The 17,677-nt window shown below is 71.5% G+C and carries 19 protein-coding genes; 17 read left to right on the top strand and 2 right to left on the bottom strand.

What is annotated here, in order from left to right; all coding sequences use genetic code 11:
* Positions 1–15 precede the first annotated feature (15 nt).
* From DFQ59_RS19010 to DFQ59_RS18930, 17 genes are all read left to right on the top strand, one after another.
* A complete protein-coding gene (locus tag DFQ59_RS19010; RefSeq protein WP_114281320.1) occupies positions 16–474 on the top strand; it encodes an archease in 459 nt (152 codons plus the stop codon).
* 471 nt (positions 475–945) lie between these two features.
* Positions 946–1,668, top strand: coding sequence for a 4Fe-4S dicluster domain-containing protein (locus DFQ59_RS19005; protein WP_211315008.1), 723 nt, complete (start codon positions 946–948; stop codon positions 1,666–1,668).
* Between the two features lie 12 nt (positions 1,669–1,680).
* The gene (nrfD, locus tag DFQ59_RS19000) at positions 1,681–2,568 is read left to right on the top strand and encodes an NrfD/PsrC family molybdoenzyme membrane anchor subunit (RefSeq protein WP_114281318.1); all 888 of its coding nucleotides are present in this window, start codon (positions 1,681–1,683) and stop codon (positions 2,566–2,568) included.
* Between the two features lie 24 nt (positions 2,569–2,592).
* Positions 2,593–5,262 carry a molybdopterin-dependent oxidoreductase gene (locus DFQ59_RS18995; RefSeq protein WP_114281317.1) on the top strand — a complete coding sequence of 890 codons (2,670 nt, stop codon included), beginning with the start codon at positions 2,593–2,595 and terminating at the stop codon, positions 5,260–5,262.
* Positions 5,263–5,319: 57 nt separating this feature from the next.
* Positions 5,320–6,069: a TorD/DmsD family molecular chaperone gene (locus DFQ59_RS18990; protein ID WP_114281316.1), complete on the top strand. Its 750-nt coding sequence runs from the start codon at positions 5,320–5,322 to the stop codon at positions 6,067–6,069.
* Between the two features lie 11 nt (positions 6,070–6,080).
* Complete coding sequence (locus tag DFQ59_RS18985) at positions 6,081–7,238, top strand: glycosyltransferase (RefSeq protein ID WP_114281315.1); 1,158 nt, start codon at positions 6,081–6,083, stop codon at positions 7,236–7,238.
* Between the two features lie 2 nt (positions 7,239–7,240).
* Positions 7,241–7,666, top strand: coding sequence for a methylglyoxal synthase (locus tag DFQ59_RS18980; RefSeq protein WP_114281314.1), 426 nt, complete (start codon positions 7,241–7,243; stop codon positions 7,664–7,666).
* 10 nt (positions 7,667–7,676) lie between these two features.
* Entirely contained in the window at positions 7,677–8,819 is a 1,143-nt protein-coding gene (locus DFQ59_RS20130; protein ID WP_114281313.1) for an NADH-quinone oxidoreductase subunit I, read from the top strand.
* 7 nt (positions 8,820–8,826) lie between these two features.
* Positions 8,827–9,090, top strand: a complete 264-nt coding sequence (locus DFQ59_RS18970) for a hypothetical protein (protein ID WP_114281312.1) — start codon at positions 8,827–8,829, stop codon at positions 9,088–9,090.
* On the top strand, positions 9,081–10,157 hold the full coding sequence (locus DFQ59_RS18965; RefSeq protein ID WP_114281311.1) for an Mrp/NBP35 family ATP-binding protein: 1,077 nt from the start codon (positions 9,081–9,083) through the stop codon (positions 10,155–10,157). The genes DFQ59_RS18970 and DFQ59_RS18965 overlap by 10 nt, the downstream gene beginning before the upstream one ends.
* Entirely contained in the window at positions 10,148–11,077 is a 930-nt protein-coding gene (locus DFQ59_RS18960; RefSeq protein ID WP_114281310.1) for a P-loop NTPase, read from the top strand. Before DFQ59_RS18965 ends, DFQ59_RS18960 begins: the two co-directional genes overlap by 10 nt.
* 21 nt (positions 11,078–11,098) lie before the next feature.
* Positions 11,099–11,842, top strand: coding sequence for a hypothetical protein (locus tag DFQ59_RS18955; RefSeq protein WP_114281309.1), 744 nt, complete (start codon positions 11,099–11,101; stop codon positions 11,840–11,842).
* Positions 11,835–12,296, top strand: a complete 462-nt coding sequence (locus DFQ59_RS18950) for a rhodanese-like domain-containing protein (RefSeq protein WP_114281308.1) — start codon at positions 11,835–11,837, stop codon at positions 12,294–12,296. Before DFQ59_RS18955 ends, DFQ59_RS18950 begins: the two co-directional genes overlap by 8 nt.
* Positions 12,293–13,159, top strand: a complete 867-nt coding sequence (locus tag DFQ59_RS18945) for a hypothetical protein (protein ID WP_147275292.1) — start codon at positions 12,293–12,295, stop codon at positions 13,157–13,159. Before DFQ59_RS18950 ends, DFQ59_RS18945 begins: the two co-directional genes overlap by 4 nt.
* Entirely contained in the window at positions 13,156–14,031 is an 876-nt protein-coding gene (locus tag DFQ59_RS18940) for a substrate-binding domain-containing protein (RefSeq protein ID WP_245937330.1), read from the top strand. The genes DFQ59_RS18945 and DFQ59_RS18940 overlap by 4 nt, the downstream gene beginning before the upstream one ends.
* A 1-nt stretch (position 14,032) precedes the next feature.
* The gene (locus DFQ59_RS18935) at positions 14,033–15,478 is read left to right on the top strand and encodes a sensor histidine kinase (RefSeq protein WP_114281306.1); all 1,446 of its coding nucleotides are present in this window, start codon (positions 14,033–14,035) and stop codon (positions 15,476–15,478) included.
* Positions 15,475–16,830: a sigma-54-dependent transcriptional regulator gene (locus DFQ59_RS18930; protein ID WP_114281305.1), complete on the top strand. Its 1,356-nt coding sequence runs from the start codon at positions 15,475–15,477 to the stop codon at positions 16,828–16,830. The genes DFQ59_RS18935 and DFQ59_RS18930 overlap by 4 nt, the downstream gene beginning before the upstream one ends.
* Positions 16,831–16,897: 67 nt before the next feature.
* Here DFQ59_RS18930 and DFQ59_RS18925 read toward each other — a convergent pair whose 3' ends face one another.
* Both DFQ59_RS18925 and DFQ59_RS18920 read right to left on the bottom strand, forming a co-directional pair.
* Positions 16,898–17,128 carry a thioredoxin family protein gene (locus DFQ59_RS18925; protein ID WP_114281304.1) on the bottom strand — a complete coding sequence of 77 codons (231 nt, stop codon included), beginning with the start codon at positions 17,126–17,128 and terminating at the stop codon, positions 16,898–16,900.
* Positions 17,129–17,169: 41 nt separating this feature from the next.
* The gene (locus tag DFQ59_RS18920; protein WP_114281303.1) at positions 17,170–17,673 is read right to left on the bottom strand and encodes an arsenate reductase ArsC; all 504 of its coding nucleotides are present in this window, start codon (positions 17,671–17,673) and stop codon (positions 17,170–17,172) included.
* Positions 17,674–17,677 lie beyond the last annotated feature (4 nt).

The following is a 17,677-nucleotide window of genomic DNA, read 5'->3' as shown; positions in this document are numbered from 1 at the left end:
CGGAGAGGAGCAGCGATGGCGAACTACAGCTTCAGCGAGGACCCCAACGGCGGCGTGGGCATGGAGATCGTCGCCCGTGATCACACCGGGATGTTCGACGCCGCCGCCGCGGCCCTGTGCCTGTTCATGTGGGAGCAGGAGGGGGTGGAGGAGCGCGAGGAGATTCCCCTGGCCTGGTACGGCTTCGATATTCCCACCACCGTGGTGGGACTGCTCTCGGAGCTGCTCTACCGCATGGAGGTGGACGGCTACGTGTTCAAGCGCTTCGTCACCGGCTCCCTGGAGGAGGTGGACGAGCTGGACGAGCGCCACCGCAAGCGGCAGCTGAAGATCACCGGCGTGGCCTACGGCGAGCGGTACGACCCGGCCCGCCATCGGCAGCGCTTTCCCGTCCAGGCGGTGCTGCTGCCGCGGCTCAAGGTGTGCGCGCTCGATGACGGCCGGGTGCGCCTCTACTGCGTGCTGGATGCCTGAGCGGGTCCGGATTCATCCGCGGGACGGCGCCGGGGTCCCGCACCCTGCGGCCGGATTAATCGGACCCCACGTACCCACGCACCCACCCACCCATTCACGCACCCACGCACCCACCCATTCACGCACTCACGCACTCACGCACTCACGCATTCACGGTGACGGCTGATGAGCCCGGCGCCGGTTTCCCTTCACCCAACACTCCGTCTCCCGGTCGCGGCGTCACCATCCGGTAACCCCGGTTGCCGGGTGGTTGTTACCCCCCGGTAACCATGCAAATGCCATGGGAACTCTTCCGGCTTCAGTGGCCGGTCAAAACCCCTCGTAAACAAAGGGAAATCCATCCAATCACCGCTGCTGGCACGGCCCCTGCAATGGTTGCTTCGGGACTGTTGGTCCGGCAGGACGGTGAGGCGCTGATGCCATCACCCGACCCGGATCTCTAATCAACACTGTGTCAGGGGAGGATTCGACATGCCTGTGGGTCTCCAGGCGCCGCCGTCCTTGGGCATGCCCGGCAAGAAGCGCTGGGCCATGGTCATCGACCTGCGACGCTGCATCGGCTGCATGGCCTGTGTCTGTGCCGACAAGGCCGAATACGACGTGCCCCTCGGAGTCTGGCGCACCATCGTCAAGGTGAAGGACACGGGGCGTTTCCCCAACACCAAGCGCCACTTCATGCCGCGGCTGTGCAACCACTGCGACAACCCGCCGTGCGTGCGCAACTGCCCCACCGAGGCCACCTACAAGCACGAGGACGGCTTCGTGCTGCAGCGCTACGAGCGCTGCATCGCCTGCCGTACCTGCATCGCCGCCTGCCCCTACAACGCCCGTCACGTGCTGCCGGGCAACCGGGACCGGGTGAAGATCGGCGGCGTGGTGGACAAGTGCACCTTCTGCCAGCACCGGGTGGAGGAGGGGCTGCTGCCCGCCTGCGTGCAGACCTGCCTCGGCCGCTCGCGCATCTTCGGCGATCTCAACGATCCCGACAGCGAGGTATCGCGCCTGGTCGCCCAGCACCAGGTGGTGGTGCTCAAGCCCGAGAAGGGCACCGCGCCCCAGGTCTACTACATCAAGCCGGAGCGGGTGATGACCGAGCAGGTCTTCAGTGCGCCGGAGTCCTATGCGGCGCGGTCCGACGCGGAAGCCTTCTACCGCCACAACCGCGGCAGCAAGTTCTTCTCCGGCGTGCTCTGAGGAGGGTTCTCCATGTTCGAGTTCATGGAATACAACATCGCCCCCTGGGGGCACGAGATTCCCGTCTACTTCTTTCTGATCGGCACCGCGGCCATGGTGTTCGTCTATGCGGCGGCGCCGGCGGTGTTCGGCAATGTCTTCGGCGGTGTGGCCCGTTCCATGGAGCCGTTCCAGCGGCTGGGGATGGTGATCAGCCTCGTTCTGCTCGCCGTCTGCGGACCGCTGCTGATCATGGATCTCGGCCAGCCGGGGCGCTTCCTCTACCCCATCATCCACTTCCACTGGACCTCGCCGCTGTCCTGGGGCTCGCTGTTCCTGCCCCTGTTCGGCGTCTGCATCCTCGGCTTCCTGTACGGATTGCTGAAGAACCAGGCGGGGCTGATGCGCCTGACCGGCATCCTGGGCGCCCTGCTGGCGCTCTCCATGCCTCTCTACACGGGCCTCGACCTGATGGTCAACCAGGCCCGCGAACTGTGGAGCAATCCCACCATTCCGCTGCTGTTCGTGATCCTCTCCATCAGCTCGGGCACGGCGGTGGTGGCGGTGGTGCAGCTCGCGCGCGGGCAGATGAACGCGCAGACCGTGGAGTTCCTGCACGCCTTCCTCTACCTGGCGCTGGCGGTGACCCTGGCGCTGTTCCTCGCCGAGTGGGTGGTGCTGATGTACGGGTCGGAGGAGCAGCAGCAGGCGTGGCAGATTATCAACACCAGCTTCGGACTGGAGTACTGGGGGCTGACCTTCGTGGTGGGGATCCTGGCGCCGCTCGCCATCGTGGCGACGCCACGGCTGGGTCGCAACCCGGCCCTGCTCACCCTGGCGGCGGTGCTGGCGGCGGTGGGGGCCTACACCTTCCGCGCGGTGTTCATCCACGCCGGCCAGCTGACCCAGATCTACTACTGATTCCAGGTTCGGGGAGAGACGACCATGAGTGACTTCGGACACATCAACCGCCGTGACTTCATCAAGCTCGGCACGGCCGTCGGCGCGGCGGCAGGCACCTTCGCCCTGGGCAGCCGCCGGCTCGTGGCCATGGAGCAGTCCCTCGGCGGACAGGATTTCTCGGCCACCACCGGCGCCGAGCGCCAGGCGGTGCCCTACACCTGCCTGGCGTGCAACATCGAGGACGGCGGCGTGGCCTACGTGGAGAACGGCCGCATCGTCAAGCTCGAGGGCAACATGGACCACCCCAACACCCGCGGCAAGCTGTGCGCCAAGGGCAACTCGGGCTTCCTCCACGTCTACGATCCGGACCGCATCATGACCCCGCTGCTGCGCACCGGGAAACGCGGCGAGGGCAAGTGGAAGCGCATCTCCTACGACGAGGCCACCACCCTGCTGGGGCAGAAGCTGCGCGAGGTGATCGAGCGGGCCGAGCGCGAGCACGACCCGGCCATCCGCAACGAGATCGTCTTCAAGTGGGGCCGCAACCGCACCGGCGGCGCGGTGAAGCGCTTCATGCACGCGCTCGGCTCCAGCGCCATGCTCAACCACACCAACATCTGCGAGTCCTCCAAGAAGGTGGGGCTGGAGCCCTCCTGGGGGCCGGACATCGAGTCCTGCGACTGGGCCAACACCAAGTACATCCTCAACTTCGGCTCCAACATCCTGGAGACCGCCTATTTCATGAATCCCAACGCCCAGCGCCTGGTGGACGGCGTGGTGGGCAACAAGGCCAAGCTGGTCAGCTTCGACGTGCGCATGTCCAACACCTCGGGCTTCGCCGACGAGGCCTTCTACCCCTACCCGGGCACCGACGCGGCCATCGCGCTGGCCATGGCCCATGTGATCATGAACGAGGGGCTCCATGACGCCGACTTCGTCGAGCACTGGACCAACGTCTCGGCGGCCGAGCTCATCGCGCACCTGAAGCCCTACACGCCGGAGTTCGCCGAGGAGGAGTCGGGCGTGCCGGCCGCCGCCATCCGCCGCATCGCCCGCGAGTTCGCCACCACCAAGCCGGCCACCACCTTCTCCTACCGCGGGCCCTGCAAGCATCTCTGGGGCGCCTACCAGGAGGCGGCCATCCACATGCTCAACGTCATCACCGGCAACGTGGAGAAGCGCGGCGGCTACTGCCTGCCGCGGGGCATGGGCTGGCCGCAGCCCGAGCCGGTGCCGCCGCAGCCGGAGGCGGCCAGCAACATCGCCGCCCCGCCGGACTACCCGCTGGCCTCCCACCACGTCTCCACCCACGCCCCCTACATGATCATGAAGGGCGAGGCGAAGGTGTCGGTGTGGATGACCTACTACGACAATCCGGTCTACACCTACCCCTCCAGCCATGTCTGGAAGCACTTCCTGAGCGACGAGTCGCAGGTGCCCTTCCTGGTCTCCTTCAGCCCCTACATGTCCGAGACCACCGAGCTCTCCGATTTGATCATCCCGGATGTCACCTACCTGGAGCGCCACGATCCGGAGTCGATGCCGAGCGGCCTCTATCCCTGCCTCTCCATCCGCCAGCCGGTGGTGAAGCCCCTCGGCGGGACCCAGGAGTTCCGCCAGACGCTCATCGACGTGGCCCGCAAGGTGGACCCGGACGGGGACCTCGGCGTGCGCAGGTACTTCGCCTTCGAGACGGTGGAGGCGTGGATGCGCGCCCACCTCGACAACATCCCCGGCCTGAAGGAGGCGGGCGGCTGGGATTACATGAAGGCCAAGGGGGTGTGGCCCGTCTACGGCAAGGTGGACCCCGGTACGGCCCGCATCGTGGACAAGAACGGCGACGAGGTGGAGCCGGAGTACGGCCTCCACACCAAGGAGCTCTCGCCCGCGGAGATGGCCGCCGCCGAGGTGGACGCCGACGGCACCATCCGCAAGGACGGGCACGCCATCGGCGTGCAGGTGAACGGGCGCAACTGCGTGGGCTTCGGCACCCCCTCGCGGCGCATCGAGATCTACAAGGAGGGGTTCAGGAAGTACGGCTTCAACCCGCTGCCGGTCTACAAGCGGCTGCCCTCCCGCGACAAGAAGCCGAGCGAGATGGTGCTGGTCACCTACAAGGTGAACGTGCACACCCAGAGCCGCACCGCCTCCATCAAGTACCTGGCCGAGCTCTATCACAAGAACCCGGCCTGGATCGGGCCGAAGGCCGCGGCGGCAAGGGGCATCGGCGACGGGGATCTGATCCGCATCACCTCGCCGCTGGGCTACCTCGTCACCCGCGCCCACGTGACCGAGGGCATCCATCCCGAGGTCATCGCCGTCTCCACCGCCTGCGGCCACGCCGCCTACGGCCGGCTGGCCCAGCTCAGGAACCGGGAGCAGGCCGCCGAGTGGGCCCAGGGCGGTGACCCGGACATCACCAACAACGTCTGGTGGAACGACAAGGGGGTTCACCCGAACCCCATCATCCGCCTGGCGGTGGACCCCATCGGCGGCTCCCAGGGCTGGTTCGACACGGTGGTGAGCGTGAGCAAGGCCGAGGCGGGCGATCAGTACGGCGACGTGAAGGCCAGCGTGGAGCAGTCCCTGAAGGACTACGAGGAGACCCTGCGCTACGCCTACACCGGCGACCTGCACCGGGCCAACCACCAGGAGGTGGATGTGGACTGGGACAACCTTCCCAGGCCCGAGCTGCATGGCGGCAGCCACTGAGTGGATTGTGAGGGGTGAAGGGTGAGGCGGGAGGAGTGAGGAGTGAGGAGTGAAGCGATGACCCGGACACAGACGGTGCGGAAGACCCGGCCCTCCGGGGCCGGGGAGGAGGAGCGGCTGGCCGAGTGCCGGGCCCAGGCCGCGCTCTATGGGCTGGTGGGCCGCTGCCTGGAGGAGGAGGTGGACGAGGCGCTGCTGGGACTGCTGCGGGGCACCCTCGCCGGGCCTCTGGCCGCGGTCGGCCTGACCCTGGATGCCGAGCTGCTGCAGGCCCCGGCCGTGCCGCTGCTGGAGGCGCTGGCGGAGGAGTACACGGTGCTGTTCGTGGCGCCGGGAGGCGTGAGCCCGTTCGCCTCGGTGTTCGAGACCGGGTGCATGTTCCGCGAGCCGGCCGACCGGGCCATGGCGGCCTACCGGGCCGCGGGCTGGGACTGGCAGCGCCGCCAGAGCGGCGAGTTTCCGGACCACGTGGGCACCCTGCTGGCCTTCGTGGGGGTGCTGGCCGGGGCCGAGGCCGAGGCCCTGGAGCGGGCGGATACGGACGCGGCGACGCGCTGGCGGCAGCAGCGTGAGTCATTCCTGCTGGAGGAGATCGGCCCCTGGGTGCCGGGCTGGTGCCGGCGGGCCGCCGCTGCCGCCATGCAGCCCTTCTACCGGCAGCTGCTCGGCTTCAGCGGGCAACTCCTGTGGACGGATCTCGCGGCGGTCGCCGAGCGCCGCCAACTGCGGGCACTGGCCGAGCTGAACCGGCGCGAGCCGAAGAAGCTCGACTACAACGCGGATTTCCGCAAAGCCTCGGGGCTGTGAGGAGAGCGGCCATGCGCATCCTGCTGGCGGAGGCATCGGGGCGCGGCTTCCTGTGCCATTACGCCCACGCGCTGGCCCTGGGCCTGCACCAGGCCGGCCACCAGGTGCGCCTGCTCACCGGCGATCGGGATGAGCTGGCGGCCTGGGAGATGCCCTTCCCCAAGGCCGCCTGCCTGGCCTCGGGCTGGCGCGGCTGGCGCTGCCTGGCGCGGGCGGTGCGCGCCTTTGCACCGGAAATCGTGCACCTGCAGTGGGTGGGCAGCGCGCCGGCGGCCATCGCCTTTACCCGCTGGGCCCGGCGCCGCGGCGTGCGGGTGGTCTACACCCCCCACAACATCCTGCCCCACGAGCGGCGCTGGCTGGTGATGCCCCTCTACCGGCTGCTCTACGGGGAGGTGGACCGCATCGTGGCGCGGGACCGCCACCTGGCCTGGGCCCTGGAGGAGCTGCTGGACGCCTCCCGCGAGCGGGTGGTGCTGCTGCCCGGCAGTCCCAACCTGCTTGCCCACCCCGACATGCCGCGGCGGGAGCCGGCGGGCCTGCCGGCGCGGGAGGCGGCGGAGCTGCGGCTGCTGTTCTTCGGCCACGGCTGCAGCCGCAAGGGCCTGGACGGCCTGCTCGGCCTGCTGGCGGGGCGCTCCTGGCCGGCGTCGCTGCACCTGGTGGTGGCGGGCGAGGGGGTGCTGCGGGGGGTGGAGCCGGCGCTGCTGGAGCAGGTGCGCCGGCGGCTGCGCCTGACGGTGCTCGATCACTACGTGGAGCCGGTCGCGGTGGCGGGACTGTTCACCGGGGCCGATCTGCTGCTCATGCCCTACGTGAAGCAGTGCAGGAGCCCGCTGCTCGACCTGGCCGCGGCATTCCGTCTGCCGGTGCTGCGCAGCGACCGGGTCCAGGGGGCGGCATTCTGGGAGGGGGTGCACGGGGTGACCGTGGTCCACGACGACATGCCGGCCCTCGCGGCGGCGCTGATGGGGCTGGTGAAGGGTCCGGAGCGCCTGGTGTCGATGCGCCGGGCGCTGGCCCGGGAGGGCGGGGTGGAGAGTGCCATTCACCGGCTTGCCGCCGGCCACCTCCATCTCTACCGGCAGTTGGCGGCGGTACCCGGGACGACGAGCGCCGCGACTGCGGAGGTGTTCGATCCCGGTTTCGACGGTTCCTGGAGGGGCTGACCATGGGTGCCGGCAAGACACTGATCCTCATCGCCCACGAAGGCAGGCTGGCGGAGCTCATCAAGCTGCTGCAGATGCGCCGGGCGATCTTCGAGCACTACCGGCTGCTGGCCACCACCGAGGTGGGCGAGGCCATCGAGGCGGAAACGGGCCTGGAGGTGACTCACCTCTTCTCCGGCCGGCGCGGCGGCGAGATCCAGCTCTGCGGCCTCATCACCACCAATACCATCAAGGCGGTGATCTTCCTGCGCGATCCGGCCAACGTGCGCCTGGACGAACCGGACATCACGCCCTTCTACCGCGCCTGCGATCTCAACAACGTGCCGCTGGCGAGCAATATCGTGGGGGCCGCCGCGCTGACCCACTGGCTGGGACGCAACCTCGAATCGGAGTCGCCGGCGGCGGATCCGCAGGCGGCGGCGGGATGAGGCGGCGGCGATGAAGGCCGGGAACCTGGAACAGGCGGCGGGTTTCTACAGCGGCAACATGCTGCTTATCGACGAGCCCCTCTGCCTCAACCTGCGCGGCCGCCGGGAGTGGTGCGGCGCCTGCGCCGCGGCCTGTCCGGCGCAGGCGCTCGCACTCACCCCGGACGCCGTCGACCTGGCCGATTCGGCCTGTACCGGCTGCGGCGCCTGCCTGCCTGCCTGTCCGGCGGGGGTGCTGCGGATGTCGGGCTTCTCCCCCCGCCGGCTGCTGGAGCTGGTGCGGGGGCAGGCGACGGTTCACCTACACTGCCGCGAAAGCCGCAGCAGGGACGGCGGGGTGGTCATTCCCTGCCACCAGGTCCTGGACGCCCGGCTGCTGGCGGCGGCCGCGGCGGAGGGCGTCGGGCAGATCCTGCTGCACGGCCTGGAGCGCTGCGGGCAGTGTGACCGCGGCGACGGGGCGGGCTGTGTCGCCCGTGAGCAGGCGCGGCTGGAGGAGTGGCTCGGGGAGCGGGCGCCGCGGGTGGCGCCGGCGCGGGAGCATGAGCGGGGCGGGGGCGAGCGCCAGCGGGCCGACCAGGCCCGCCTGAACCGGCGCAATTTCCTGCGCCTGACCGGCGCGCGGATCGTCGACAACGTGGCGGGCTGGATGGTTCCGGCCGATACCGAAGAGGGGACGGAACTGCCCTTCCACCAGGGCGGTGAGGAGCTGCAGCGCCCGGCTGCCTACCAGGCGGTGGCGGCGGAGCGGGTGGAGCGGATTCCCTGGGCGGCGGAGGCGCTGCCGCCCTGGTCGCTGCGCACCCTGGCGGAGTCCTGCAGCGCCTGCCTCGCCTGCGGGCGGCGCTGCCCCACCGGGGCCCTGCGCGCCCATGAGGAGCCGGAGGGGGTCGCCATCAGCTTCGCTGCGGCCCTGTGCACCGACTGCCGGCTGTGCGAGCGCATCTGCCCCGAGCAGGCGGTGGTGTCGCGCCCGGCCCGGACGGCCGCCGAGGTCTCGGCGCCGCGCACCCGGCTGCTGTTCCGGCAGGCCCGGCGCTGCGGCTGCTGCGGCCAGCCGTTCCAGCCGGCGGAGGAGGCGGAGACGGCGTGCCCCACCTGCCGGAACGAGCAGGAGCTGGATGCGGAATGGCTGGCGATGCTGGGCGAGTAGGCGGGTGATGGTGCCGGCCATCGTGCTGGCGCTGTCCGGAGCCGCCGTGCTCTGGTGGCGGGGCCAGCCGCACACCCCGGAGGCGCTGTTCCGGGCCCGCTGCTCCGCCTGCCACGAGCTGCGCGCCGAGCGGGTGTGCGGGTTCGCGCCGGCCCTGCGACCGGCCATCGTCGACACCATGCGCCGGCTGCACGGAGCGGCGGCGGTCATCGATGGGGCGGAAGCCGCCATCATCAAGCGCTACCTGAGCGAGGAGCTGCCATGTCCATGAACGCCGCCCTGCAGGCGGAGACACTCGAGGAGCAGGTTCTGGAAACCCTCCGGACGGTGGTCACGGCGCCCGACGGGCCGGACATCGTCGGCAGCGGCGCGGTCTACGCCGTGGTGGCCACCGGCGGCGCGGTCCGGGTGCTGATCGACCCGGACCGGATTCCCGCCGGGGAGCAGGAGCCGCTGGCGGAATTCCTCACGCCCCTGGTGGAGGCGCTGCCGGGGGTGGAGCGGGTGGTGGTGAAACCGCGGCCCCGCTCCGTGGCCCAGCGCCCGGAGCTGCCGGACATCGCCCGGGTGGTGGCGGTCCACAGCGGCAAGGGCGGGGTGGGCAAATCCACCGTGGCGGTCAACCTGGCCTGCGCCCTGGCGGCGGCCGGCTACCGGGTGGGATTGCTCGATGCCGATGTCTACGGCCCCTCCGCACCCACCCTGCTGGGGCTCTCCGGCCGCGCCGAGACCACCGCGGACGGTCTGCGCATCCGCCCGCTGGTGGCCCATGGCGTGCGGGTGATGTCGCTGGGCTTCCTGCTGCCCGAGGGCCAGGCGCTCATCTGGCGCGGCTCGCTGGTGGATCAGGGGCTGCCGCAGCTGTTCACCGACGTGGACTGGGGCGGGCTGGACGTGCTGCTGGTGGATCTGCCGCCCGGCACCTCGGACGTGCACCTCGCCGCCGCCCGTCAGGTGGTGCTCGCCGGCGTCGTCACCGTCACCGCCCCGGGGCAGCTGTCGGTGGACGACGTGCGCCGCGGCATGGAGATGTTCGCCGATCTCGCGGTGCCCTGCCTGGGGGTGGTGGAGAACCTGGCCGCTCTGACCTGCCGGCGCTGCGGCGCGGTGGGGAAGGTGTTCGGCAGCGACGGCGGCGCGGGATTGGCCGCGGAGGTGGGGGTGCCGCTGCTGGCGCGCCTGCCCTTCCTGCCGGCCCTGGCGGCATCGGGCGACGCGGGCGTGCCGGTGGTGGTGGGGGAGCCCGACTCCCTGCCGGCGCGGATTTTCACCGGCCTGGCCCGTTCCCTGGCGGGGCGGATCGGCCTGCGGCAGGAGGCGCGGCAGTCATGGACCTGAAGAAACCCTTTCCCGTCCCGGTGGTGAGCGCCGCCGCGGCGCGGCGTGCGGAAGACCCCTGGTATGCCGAACCGCAGAGCCCGGTTCCCGGCGTCCGCGACGTGGTGCTGGTGGGCAGCGGCAAGGGCGGCGTGGGCAAGTCCACGGTCACCGTCAACCTGGCCTGCGCCCTGGCCGCGCAGGGACTGCGGGTGGGCGTGGCGGATGCGGATCTCTACGGTCCCTCGGTGGCGAGGCTGCTGGGCACCGGGGCGGGACTGGCGCACGGGGAGGACGGGCGCACCGTGCCGGCCCTGGCCCACGGCGTCCACGCCGTGTCGGTGGCCAACATCCTGCCCCCGGAGGCGGCCCTGGCCTGGAAGGGCCCGCTGGTGGCCCAGGCCCTGCTGCAGCTGTTCCACGAGGTGGCCTGGCCGGACCTCGACCTGTTGCTGGTGGACCTGCCGCCCGGCACCGGCGACGTGCAGCTCACCCTGCTGGAGCAGGTGCCGGTCAGCGGCGCGCTGCTGGTCACCACGCCCCAGCGGCTGGCCCTGGCCGACGCCGAGCGGGGCATCGCCCTGTTCCACGAGCTGGACATTCCGGTGTTCGGGCTGGTGGAGAACATGAGCCACTATGTCTGCCCCTGCTGCGGCGAGCACCAGCCCCTGTTTCCCGAGGGCGGCGTGCGCGACCTGGCGGCGCGGCGGCACGTTTCCTACCTGGGTTCCGTTCCCCTGGATCCCGCCGGCCAGGCGCTGGCCGACGGCGGCACCCCGCTGGTGGCGGCACAGCCGGAGGCCGCCGCGGCGCAGGCGTTCATCGCCATGGCGGAGCGGCTGCGGGCGGCGGTGGAACTGGAGCGGCGCGCCCTCGACCGGAGCCCGGAGGCCGGCGGGCGGGAGGCGCACGCGGCGTTCTGGGAACAGCTGCTGGACTGACGGATTTACGGAGGCACGACGATGGACGGGATTCGACTGTGGGTGAACTGGGACGCGGCGGCACCGGTGTCGGCGGAGCGGCTGGCCGGTACCGACGGCCTGGTGGTGACCGCGGCGGGGGCGCCGGCGCCGCCGGACGCCTGGCCGGCGCCGGTGGCCGTGCTGTGCGGAGCCGACCCCGAGGCCCTGCCCGCGTGGCGCGAGCGTCCCGATCTCGTGTGGGTGGCCGACGGCGGGGTCGAGGAGGTGGCCCGCCTGCGCGAGCAGTTCCCGGAACTGGCCTGGGTGCCGCGCCTGACGGCCTACCGCCCGGAGGTGCGCTACGACTTTCCCCGCCGCTACAACGAAGAGGGATTCAGCTTCTACGTGCCGGACACCGCGACCGTGCACGGCTACCGCACCGCGCCCGGCGGCCTGGCCCTGGGGCAGGCGCTGGAACGGGCGCGGAGTCTCGGCTTCGAAACCCTGTGGCTGCACAGCCGGCTGGCCGAGCAGCGGGCGCGCGGCTTCGACCTGGAGCTGGTCGAGCAGGCCGGGGAGGATTTCCGGGGCCGTCTCTGGCTCTCCGGCGGCGGCACCGACGAGCGCCACCTGGTCAACCTGGCCCGGGAGGGCGGCGTGGCGGCGGTGGCGGTCGCGGCCGGGCTCTGCGGCGCCTGCGGCGGCGAGCGGCTGCGCCTGGCCCTGGCCAGCGGCGCCGAGACGGGCACGCCGGTACGCTTCGCCGCCGGACGAGGTGAGGAGCCGCCCGCGGTCCATGGCTGACGGGCGGTTCCTGGCCCCATTGCTGCTGGTATTGGTCGTCGCCGCGGCGGGCGGGGGCGAGCGGCCGCCGCCGCTCGCCCCCGGGGCGCTGGCCGAATGGCTGGCGCAGGCGGATCCGCCCCTGGTGCTCGATGTGCGCGGCGGGGAGGCCTATCGGGCGGGCACGGTTCCCGGCGCCCTCGACGCCGGCCGGGACGCGGCGGGCTTCACCCCTGACGGCCGCGGCGGGGCGGTGGTGCTGATAGCCGGCGCCAGCGACGCCCTGCCCGGCTGGCAGGCGCGTCTGGCCGCGGCCGGGCATGAGGTCTACCGGCTGCAGGGCGGCATGGACGCCTGGCGGGAGGCGGGCCTGCCGCTGGAATTCGGGACGCGCTACGTGCGTCCGGGCACGGTGCCGTTCGTCATCCCCCGCGGCCTGTGCGAGATGAACGAGCCGGCCCAGGTGTTCGAATGAATGCCCCTGGCGGCCTCTCCCCTGCGGTGGCGGTGCTGGCCCTGCTGCTCTCCGCACCCGCTGCGCCGGCCGCCGCCCACGGGGACGCAGGCTGCCGGGCGTGCCACCCGCTGGCCGGCGCGCAGTTCGCGCAGACGGCCATGGCCCATGCCGCCGGGAGCCCCGATTTTATCGGCGAGCTCGCCGCTGCGGACAATCCCGCCCGCTGCCTCGACTGCCATGCGCCCGGCGGCGGGGCCGGCCTCGCCTGCACCGACTGCCATGGCGACGGCGGCCATCCCTATCCCGCGGTGGCCGTTCCCGGGGGCTGCGCCCGCTGTCACGACGCGCCGGGGGAGAGCACGGTGCGCCGCTACCTTGCCGGCCCGGCGCCGCTGCGGGGGGAGGACTGCCTGGACTGCCATCTGCCGGGGGAACGCGCCGGCCACGATTTCCGGGGCCCGTCGCGCCCGGGATTCCTGGCGGGCGTGGCGCGGCTGCGCATGCTGGTGCGCCGGGAGCCCGGCGGACCGGTCGCCGTGATCCAGGTGCGCCACCGGGCCGGCCATGCGCTGCCCGGCGGGACCACGGGGCGCGCGGTGTGGCTGCGGGTGACGGGGCTGAAGGGGGATGGCCGGGTCGCCTGGAGCGAGCAGGTGCGCTTCGGCTGGGAACACCTCCCGGACGGGCGCTGGCGCGAGGCTACGATACCGCCGGGCGGGGGTGTTATGCTGGAATTTCCCCGGCCGCAGCGGGGTGGTTCGGTCCGGCTCCGGGCGGAGCTCGTCTACCGTTTCCGGCCCGGTCCGCTGGAGCCCGCCGATCCGCGCCAGGTGCTGCTGGACCGGCTCGAGCTGGCGCTGGTGGAACAGCACACTGAGTGAGCGTGAATCCCGTGCGTGTCCTGCTGAACACGATAGCCGTTCTCCTGGCCGCCCTCGCCCTGGCGGTGAGCGGTGTCGCCGAGTCCCGCGAGAGCGCTGGCCCCTATCGCGTCGGCCTGACGCCGGTGTTCCTGGACAACCAGACCTCCTTCCTGCGCGACTGGGAGGAGTACCTCGAGCGCCACCTCGATCACCCCGTGGACTTCCTCCAGCGCCAGACCTACCGGGAGATCACCGAGCTGCTGCTCACCGGGCAGCTCGACGCGGCCTGGATCTGCGGCTATCCCTTCGTGCGCCACCGTGACGCGCTGCGCCTCCTGGCCGTGCCCCTGTTCGAGGGCGAGCCCCTGTACCGCTCCTATCTCATCGTCCCGGCGGCCGATGTCGAGACCCGGTCGGTGGCCGATCTGAAGGGGCGGGTGTTCGCCTATTCGGATCCCGACTCCAACTCCGGCTTCCTGGTGCCGCGGGTCGAGTTGCGCCGCCAGGGCTACGATCCCCGCCGTTTCTTCGCCCGCACCTTCTTCACCTGGTCCCATCGCGACGTGGTGAGCGCGGTGGCCGACGGCGTGGCCCAGGCCGGCGCGGTGGACGGCTATGTCTGGGAGACCCTCAGCCACACCCACCCGGAGCTCACCGGGGCCACCCGGGTGGCGTGGACATCGCAGCCGTTCGGTTTCCCGCCCCTGGTGGCGCGGGCCGATCTCGACCGCGAGCGGTTCCGCCGGCTGCAGGGCGTGCTGCTGGAGATGCCGGCGGATCCCGAGGGCCGGCGCCTGCTGCAGCGGCTCAACCTGGACGGCTTCAGCCCGGGCGAGGAGGGGCTGTTCGCCGGCATTGCCGCGGCCATGGACCGGTTCGGGGAGGAGTGAGGTGGCGTTCCGCAACCTGAGCTACCGGATACGGGTGCCGCTGAGCCTCAGCCTCGCCATCCTGCTGACCGGCCTGGTGGTGGCACTGGCGCTCACCTGGCGGGCCGCCGAGGATCTGCGCCGCGATCTGTTCCGCAACGCCGTGGAGGTGGGCACCGTGCTCTCCAACTCGCTGCCGGCGGCGATCAAGCACGATGACCTGTGGCAGGCCTACCAGCTGCTGCAGGCGGCGCGCACGCCGGGGGACGAGCGCGGCGAGCGCCTGTTCCTGGTCCTGGACAGGGACCAGCGCATCTACGTCTCGAGCCAGCCGAACCAGTACCCGGTGCTGAGCGAGTTGCGCGGCCAGGGCCCCGAGCTGGCCCGGGTGGAACATGCCGTCCGGCAGGGGCGGACCCTGGAGCCCTATGCCGTGGACCAGTCGGAGAACGAGCGCATCTACGTGGTGCTGCCGATGCTCGACGACGGCGTGGCCATGGGCACACTGGTCATCGGCTACGCCCGGACCCTGTTCCTGCCCCGTTTCCACGGCATTCTCACCCGCGTCGGCTGGTCGGCGCTGATCCTGATGGCGGTGCTGCTGCCCATCGGCTGGTACCTGGGCGATCGCATGGTGCGGCCGCTGATCCAGCTGGCCAACTGCCTCGGCCGGGTGGGGCGTCAGCCGCTGGAGCAGATCCAGTGCACCCTGCACGAGGGCAGCGACGAGATCGGGCAGCTGGGGGTGCGTTTCCACCAGATGCTCCACGAGCTGGAGCAGAAGCAGCGGCTGGAGACGCAGATGGTGGCGGCCGAGCGGCTGGCGGCGGTGGGCCGGCTCGCCGCCGGGGTGGCCCACGAGATCAACAATCCCCTGGGGGGGATGCTCAACGCCATCAGCACCTACCGGCGGCACGGCAGCGCCGATCCGGTCGCGGAGAAGACCTTCGACCTGCTGGAGCGGGGCCTGCAGCAGATCCGCGACACCGTCTCCGCCCTGCTGGTGGAGGCCCGGGCGAGCAGCCACGACCTGACCCCCCAGGACGTGGACGACGTGGCCACCCTGCTGCGCCCGGATGCCCAGAAGCGCGCCGTGCGCCTCAGCCTCGAGAACGGCCTCACCGCGCCGCTGCCGGTGCCGGCCAGCCCGGTGCGCCAGGTGCTCATCAACCTGTCCCTGAACGCGGTGCAGGCCACGCCCGCGGGCGGGGCCGTGCACTGCCGGATCCACCCCGGCGAGGGGCGGCTCGCCATCGAGGTGGACAACGAGGGCGAGACCATTCCGGCCGAGCGCCTGCGCCACCTGTTCGAGCCGTTCGTGCACCACAACCCCGCCGGCCACGGCCTCGGCCTGTGGGTGACCTACCAGATCATCCAGCAGCTGCAGGGCCGGATCGACGTGGAGAGCCAGGCGGGGCGCACCCGCTTCACCGTCCTGCTGCCGGTGGGGCAGGAGCTGGCCGCATGAACGGCCGCGCCCAGCCCCGCCTCTGCCTGGTGGAGGACGACCCCATCATGGGGGAGTCCCTCATGCACCGCTTCGCCCTGGAGGGGATCGCCTGCGACTGGTATCGCGAGGCCGGCGCCGCGCTGGCCGCCGTGGAGGGCCAGGGCTACGCGCTGGTGCTGAGCGATATCCGGCTGCCGGACATGAGCGGCGAGGGGCTCTACCAGGCGCTGCTGGAGCGCTGTCAGGCGCCGCCGCCCATCCTGTTCATTACCGGCTACGGCACCATCGACCAGGCGGTGCGGCTGCTGAAGCTGGGCGCCCGCGACTACCTCACCAAGCCCTTCGACCTCGACGAGCTGCTCGACCGCCTGCGGGCGCTGGCGCCGGCGCTGTTCGGCGGCGGGGCGGAAGTGCTGGTGCCGGTGCTGGGCATATCGCCGCCCATGCGCCGGGTCCAGGACCTGCTGGCCCGGGTCGCCGGCCACACGGTGGGCGTGCTGATTACCGGCGAGTCGGGGGTGGGCAAGGAGTACGCGGCGCGCTATCTGCACGACTCCGCCGATCCGCAGGGCCGCACGCCGTTCGTGGCCGTGAACTGCGCGGCCCTGCCGGAGCACCTGCTGGAGGCGGAGCTGTTCGGCTACGAGCGCGGCGCCTTCACCGGCGCGGTGCGGACCCATCGCGGCGTGTTCGAGCGCGCCGACGGCGGGACCCTGTTCCTGGACGAGGTGGGGGAGATGCCGCCGGCGATGCAGGCGAAGCTGCTGCGGGCCATCCAGGAGCGCACCGTGATGCGGCTGGGCAGCGAGCGGCCGGTCCGGGTCAACGTCCGCCTGGTCTGCGCCACCAACCGGGACCTCAGGAAGATGGTGGAGGAGGGGAGCTTCCGCGAAGACCTCTTCTACCGCATCAACGTCATCCACGTGCCGCTGCCGCCCCTGCGGGAGCGGCGCGAGGACATCGCCTGGTTCGCCCACCGGTTCGTCGAGGAGTACAACCAGGCTCACGGCGTGCGGCACCTGCTGGGGCCGGCGGGCGAACGCTTCCTGCAGGAGCAGCCCTGGCCGGGCAACCTGCGCGAGTTGCGCCATGCCATCGACCGCGGCTGCATCCTCGGCGAGGGGGACCTGCTCGGGCCGCTGGAGCTGGGAGCGGCCCCCTGGACCGCGGAGGGTGAAGGCGGCGCCGAGGCGGCCGGATCGGCCGAGGACCTCAGGACCTACCTGGAGCAGTGCGAGCGGCGGCTCATCGAGGAGACGCTGGAGAGCCACGAGTGGCGCATCGCCGACTCCGCCGCCGCGCTCGGCATCAGCCGCAAGAACCTGTGGGAGAAGATGCGCAAGCACGACCTGCAGCGGGACGAGGAGTGACGCCGGTTCGGCCCCGGCCGCCCGGCCGTTTCCGCAGGCCGGGCTGAAGTCGCCGCCGGGCCCGGGCTCAGAGCCAGCTTTCCACCTTCTTCCGGTCGGGCACGCCGCCGGCGTGCACCACCGTGCCGTCGATGACCACGCCCGGGGTGGACATGACCCCGTAGGACATGATGTCGGCCATCTCCTCCACCTTCTCCAGCCGGATCGCCACGTTGCGGGCCTTCGCCACCTCCTCGATGAGGGCGGCGGTGGTCTTGCAGTTGCGGCAGCCGCCGCCGAGTACCTTGATCTCTTTCATGCCGTTTCTCCTTGCGGTTCCTATCCTGTTGAAGCGGGTGCTCAGCTCCGCCCGATCTCCTCCAGCCGCTCCTGCAGGCGCAGCCTGTCGAGGGAGGCGAGGGGCAGGTTGACGAAGGCCCGGATGCGGTGCTCCAGGGCGCTCAGGGCCTGGCGGAAGGCCTGCATGCGGGTCACCTCGTCGCCCTCCGCGGCGGCGGGGTCGGGCACGCCCCAGTGGGCGGTCATGGGCTGGCCGGGCCAGGCCGGGCAGGTCTCCGCCGCCGCCTTGTCGCAGACGGTGAAGACGAAGTCCATGGACGGGGCGCCGTCGGCGGCGAACTCCGCCCAGTCCTTGCTGCGCGCCTCTCCGGCGGGCAGGTCGAGCCGCTCGAGCAGTTCCAGCGCCAGCGGATTCACCTGGCCGGTGGGATGGCTGCCGGCGCTGAAGCCCCGGAATTGTCCCTGTCCCCAGTGGTTGATGAGCGACTCGGCCATGATGCTGCGGGCGGAGTTGCCGGTGCAGAGGAACAGGACGTTGTAGATTCGGTTCTCGGTCTGGTTCATGTTG

Source organism: Thioalbus denitrificans (assembly GCF_003337735.1).
Lineage (GTDB): Bacteria > Pseudomonadota > Gammaproteobacteria > DSM-26407 > DSM-26407 > Thioalbus > Thioalbus denitrificans.
This window is presented reverse-complemented; position numbering and strand designations above follow the sequence as displayed.